This is a genomic window from Kitasatospora sp. NPDC096147, assembly GCF_044763225.1.
Classification (GTDB): Bacteria; Actinomycetota; Actinomycetes; order Streptomycetales; family Streptomycetaceae; genus Kitasatospora.
On sequence record NZ_JBIWFX010000029.1, the window covers coordinates 1 to 5,090 of the forward strand.

Here is a 5,090-nt window from a genome sequence, read left to right on the forward strand (position 1 = left end):
TTCGACGGACACCAGGCCCACACCCCCGACGAAGTCCGAGAAGCACTCCAACTCGGCCCCGACACCCCCATCATCACCCTCGACGCCCGCCGCCGAGACAGCGCCAAGAGCGCCCTCATCACCCTCGTCGAACACGCCCTCCTCGCCCGACTCCGGTGATAACGGTTCGATAGGCATTTAAAGATCGAAAGTAACCCTCGGTGACGACCGGGCTGCGTGTCGCAGCATTCAGCCCGGAAATGCCACCGAATGTCGGATTTGCACGTACCAAAACGTGCGCAGATGCCTGTTTGTCCCGCATCCGTGCACGTGCTCCAATGCCAGCTACCCCGTAGTCAACTCGGCAGTTCCACCAGCAGCGGGCTGCGGCGAGCGGGGATGAGAGAGGTTGTTGTCGAGTGAGGCGTAACCAGCCAGTCACCGAGCAGCGGCGCTCCGAGCCCCGCCAGCACGAGCCGGGCGGCTTCTCGGCATTCGCGCCGAGCGCCGAGGAGCGGCCCGCCACCGCCGCACCGGCGCCCGAGCAGTCCAACGCGAAGGACCAGCGCCGGAGTTCCAGCCGGTACGACTTCCTGGCTCCGAGGAACTGGCGGGTGCCCACCCGTCTGATAGCGATCCTGCTCATCCCGGTCGTGATCTCCCTGGTCTTCGGCGGGCTCCGGGTCAACAGCTCCTTCGACGACTTCGTCAAGGCGACCCACGCCGAGAAGACCGCACTGCTCGCCAAGGCCGCCACCGAGCTGGCCGACGCGCTGGAGTCCGAGCGCGACCTGACCGCCATCCCGCTGATGGTCGGTCAGGACCCGCAGGGCGAGGTGCCCAAGCGCCGGGCCAAGACCGACCAGGCACTGGCCGCCTACAAGGCCGCCTTCGCCGAGGTCTCCGACGACACCCTGCTGGCCCGCCGCAACGACGCCTTCCAGCAGCTCGCCGTGCACCTGCCGCACCTGCGCGAGAACGCCTACAAGCGCGAGCTGTACGCGACCGCCACCCAGGCCGCCTACTCGGACCTGATGGCGCCGCTGATGGCCTTCGACAACGCGGTCGGCTTCGGCTCCTCCTCGGTCACCAGCAAGGGCCGGGCGATCTACGCCATGTCGCTGGCCAAGGCCTCCGCCTCGACCCAGCGCGTGCTGATGCTCAACCTGCTGGTCGGCACCAGCCAGAAGACCCTGACCAAGCAGGAGGTCTCGGAGCTGATGCAGCAGCTCTCGGTCTCCTACAAGCTGGAGCAGGTCTCGCTCAACGAGTTCTCCACCGGCAGCGCGCCGGAGGACGCCAGGGTCTACTCGGACGCCCAGGTCGCCCAGGCCGCCGCCGACCAGCGAGCCGCGCTGAAGATGCCCGGCACCGATGTCGCGCCCACCATGAGCGGCCTGCTGGTCCTCGGCCTGTCCTTCATGACCAGCAGCTCCACCCTGACCGAGGACGCCGCCGAGGCGGCAGCCGCGGCCGGCCTGACCCCGCAGAACTGGCAGCAGGCCACCGCGAGCCACATCAGCACGCTGCGCAACGCCGAGTCCAAGCTGCTCGACGAGGTCGTCGGCGACGCCGCGAACATCAAGAACCGCGCGCAGAACGACATGATCCTCAATTCGGTCATCGTCGTGGTCGCGCTCGCCCTGGCCGGTCTGCTCACCGGCCTGATCGCCCGCTCGATGATCCTCGGCATGCGCACCCTGAACACCGCCGCGCTGGAGATCGCCAACAGCCGCCTCCCCGACCTGGTCGAGAAGCTCTCCAAGACCGACCCGGACCGGGTGGACACCGCCGTCTCGCCCATCCCGCTGTACGGCAAGGACGAGATCGGCGAGGTGGCCCGCGCCTTCGACCAGGTCCACCAGCAGGCGGTCTCGCTGGCCGCCGAGCAGGCCCTGCTGCGAGGCAACGTCAACGCGATCTTCACCAACCTGTCGCGCCGCAGCCAGAGCCTGATCCAGCGTCAGCTGGCCCTGATCACCGACCTCGAGAACAACGAGGCCGACCCGGACCAGCTGGAGAACCTCTTCAAGCTGGACCACCTCGCGACCCGCATGCGCCGCAACGGCGAGAACCTCCTGGTCCTCGCCGGCGAGGAGGCCGGCCGCCGCTGGAACACCCCGGTCCCGCTGGTCGACGTGCTCCGCGCCGCCGCCTCCGAGGTGGAGCAGTACGAGCGCGTCGAGCTGGCCGGCATCCCCGAGGCCGAGGTGATCGGCGCGGCCGTGACCGACCTCGTCCACCTGCTGGCCGAGCTGCTGGAGAACGCCACCACCTTCTCCAGCCCGCAGACCCGGGTGCTGGTCAACGCCACCCGCCTGCCGGACGGCCGGGTGCTGGTCGAGATCCACGACAAGGGCATCGGCCTCACCGCCGAGGACTTCGCCGAGATCAACGAGAAGCTGGCCGAGCCGCCCACCGTCGACGCCACCATCTCCCGCCGGATGGGCCTGTTCGTGGTCGGCCGGCTGTCCCAGCGGCACGACATCCGGGTCCAGCTGCGCCCCTCGGGCGAGTCGGCGGGCACCACCTCGCTGGTGATGCTCCCGCAGCACCTGACCAGCATGGCCGCGACCGCGGAGCCGGAGGAGCAGTTCACCGTCTCCCGGATCTTCGCCGAACAGGAGCCGCAGGCCCAGGCCGGCTGGAGCGAGGTCGGCCAGGGCCCGAGCGCCGCCGAGCTGGGCTTCGACGACCACCTGACCGGTCACGGCGGCAGCAGCGGCTTCAGCCCCGCGCTGGAGGCCATGCAGCGCTCCCAGCGGCTCGACCAGCGCCGCCGGGCCGCCCTGGAGGCCGGCCCGTCCGGCGCCGATCAGGTCATCGACGCCGAGGTCGAGGAGACCGCGTACGCCGAGGACGGCTACGGCTACCAGGACCAGTACGGCCGCCCTGCGGCCCCGGCCCCGACGCAGGGTCAGGACCCGTACGGCCAGGGCGGGTTCGAGCAGGACCCGTACGGCCGGGACCAGTACGCCCAGCCGTACGCCCAGGACGGCTCCTACGGCTACCAGGACCCGCACTACCAGGACTCGCCGTACGGCGGCCAGGAGTACGGCCGGACCGACTACGCCGAGCCCGAGTACGCCGAGGCGGCCGCCGCCGACTACCAGCCGTACGGGCAGGACTACGGCTACGGGCAGCAGAACGGCTACCAGCAGGCCCAGGAGCGCTACGAGGAGCCTTCCGGCCACCCGTACGGCGCCGAGCCCGCCGCGCTGCCTCCGGCCGCCGCAGCGGCCCCCACGGCCCCGGCGAGCCCGGTGCTCGGCTCCGGCCTGCCGCAGCGGCGGCCCGGCCAGCAGCTGGCCGGCGGCGGCTTCCCGGCCGCCCGCCAGGACGAGCAGCCGGCCGGCGGCGACAAGCCGAACTGGTTCACCGGTGCCAAGGACACCTCCGCCCCGGTGGAGGAGAACCGCGGCCACGACGTGTCCGCGCTCGGCGGCTACGGTCCGACCGGTCCGACCGCCGCACCGCAGCAGGAGTGGCAGTCGCCCAACGACGGCGACTGGCAGCGCGCGGGCCAGCTCCGCGAGCCGGCCGCCGCCGGCACCACCGAATCCGGCCTGCCGCGCCGGGTGCCCAAGCAGAACCTGGTCCCGGGCGGCGCCAAGCCGCTCCCCCAGGACGGCCCGCAGGTCTCCCGCAGCCCCGAGGAGGTGCGCGGCCGGTTGACCAACCTGCGCCGTGGCGTCGAGCAGGGCCGCAGCGCGGGCGGCGACCCGGGCGCGACCGGTAGTTTCCGGATCGACCCCCAGCAGCACGACAGCACCACCGATCTCTTCGGCGGCTCGAACCAGCAGGAGCGTTGAGTTGACCCAGATGAGCCAGGCAGCACAGAACCTGAACTGGCTGATCACCAGCTTCGTGGACAGCACCCCCGGGGTGTCCCACACCGTGGTGGTCTCCGCCGACGGGCTCCTGCTCGCCATGTCCGAGGGCTTCCCCCGCGACCGCGCCGACCAGCTCGCCGCCGTCGCCTCCGGCCTCACCTCCCTCACCTCCGGCGCCAGCCGGATCTTCGAGGGCGGCGAGGTCAACCAGACCGTCGTGGAGATGGAGCGCGGCTTCCTCTTCCTGATGGCCATCAGCGACGGATCGTCGCTGGCAGTACTGGCTTCGCCGGACTCCGACATCGGTCTGGTGGGCTACGAGATGGCCCTCCTGGTGGACCGCGCCGGAGCCGTTCTCACCCCCGCGCTGCGCGCGGAACTCCAGGGCAGTCTCCTGCACTGACGGTACGTCGGATACCGTCCTGGTATTCGAAAGACCTCATTGCCCGTCCCCGGGCCCTCCACGGGCCCGGGTTCGGGCGTTGTACGGCCTTCGCACAACGGGTGACGATCCGTCAGGATCGTTACCAGCACCGCACCGCCGCACCTTGTGAGGAGAGGAACCGTGACCCCGCCCGACGACCGCAGCGGCCAGTACGGCGTTCCGTACCCTGGCACCGGCCATGACGCCTTCGGGACCCCCGGCGTCGGCCACGGTCAGCCGTACGGTCAACCGCAGTACGGCCAGCCGCAGTTCGCGCAACCGCAGTTCAACCAGCAGCAGCAGTACGGGATGCCGGAGCAGCAGCCCTACGGCGGACAGCCGTACGGCCGTCAGCCGCAGCAGCAGCCCGGCTACCCCGAGCACCAGGGCTACCCCGGCCAGGAGTCCTACCGGGGACACGCCGAAGACCCGGGCCAGCTCGACGAGTTCGACGACGAGGAGGACTCCGGACCGCTGATCCGGCCCTTCGCGATGACCGGTGGCCGGACCCGGCCCCGTTACGAACTGGCCTTGGAGGCACTGGTTTCGGCCAATGTCAGCCAGGACCGGTTGGCTTCGATGCTCCCCGAGCACCAGCGCATCTGCATGCTGTGCACCGAGGTGAAGTCGGTCGCGGAGGTCTCCGCGCTGCTCAACATCCCCCTGGGAGTGGCGCGCATCCTGGTCGCCGACCTGGCCGAGGCCGGTCTCGTCGCCATCCACCAGCCCGCCGCCGGCGGCGAATCCGGCAACCAGCCCGACGTCACGCTGCTCGAAAGGGTCCTCAGTGGACTTCGCAAGCTCTAACGCGGCCGCCCCCAGCCGCGCCACCACCTCCGCGAAGATCGTCGTCG

3 protein-coding genes and 1 pseudogene are annotated in these 5,090 nt (G+C 70.7%); all 4 read left to right on the plus strand.

Translation table 11 applies throughout. The features are described from left to right. Positions 1 to 159, plus strand: a pseudogene (locus tag ACIRBX_RS38520) (ATP-binding protein); the annotation flags it as partial. Between the two features lie 239 nt (positions 160 to 398). Next, positions 399 to 3,791, plus strand: coding sequence for a nitrate- and nitrite sensing domain-containing protein (locus ACIRBX_RS38525; protein WP_402305217.1), 3,393 nt, complete (start codon positions 399 to 401; stop codon positions 3,789 to 3,791). 10 nt (positions 3,792 to 3,801) lie between these two features. Further along, entirely contained in the window at positions 3,802 to 4,215 is a 414-nt protein-coding gene (locus ACIRBX_RS38530) for a roadblock/LC7 domain-containing protein (RefSeq protein WP_402305219.1), read from the plus strand. A 162-nt stretch (positions 4,216 to 4,377) separates the two neighbouring features. Beyond that, a complete protein-coding gene (locus ACIRBX_RS38535; RefSeq protein WP_402305221.1) occupies positions 4,378 to 5,043 on the plus strand; it encodes a DUF742 domain-containing protein in 666 nt (221 codons plus the stop codon). Positions 5,044 to 5,090 lie beyond the last annotated feature (47 nt).

Excerpts from the sequence above, each read along its gene's own strand:
- ACIRBX_RS38530 (WP_402305219.1), top strand. The coding sequence starts at position 3,802 with ATGAGCCAGGCAGCACAGAACCTGAACTGGCTGATCACCAGCTTCGTG.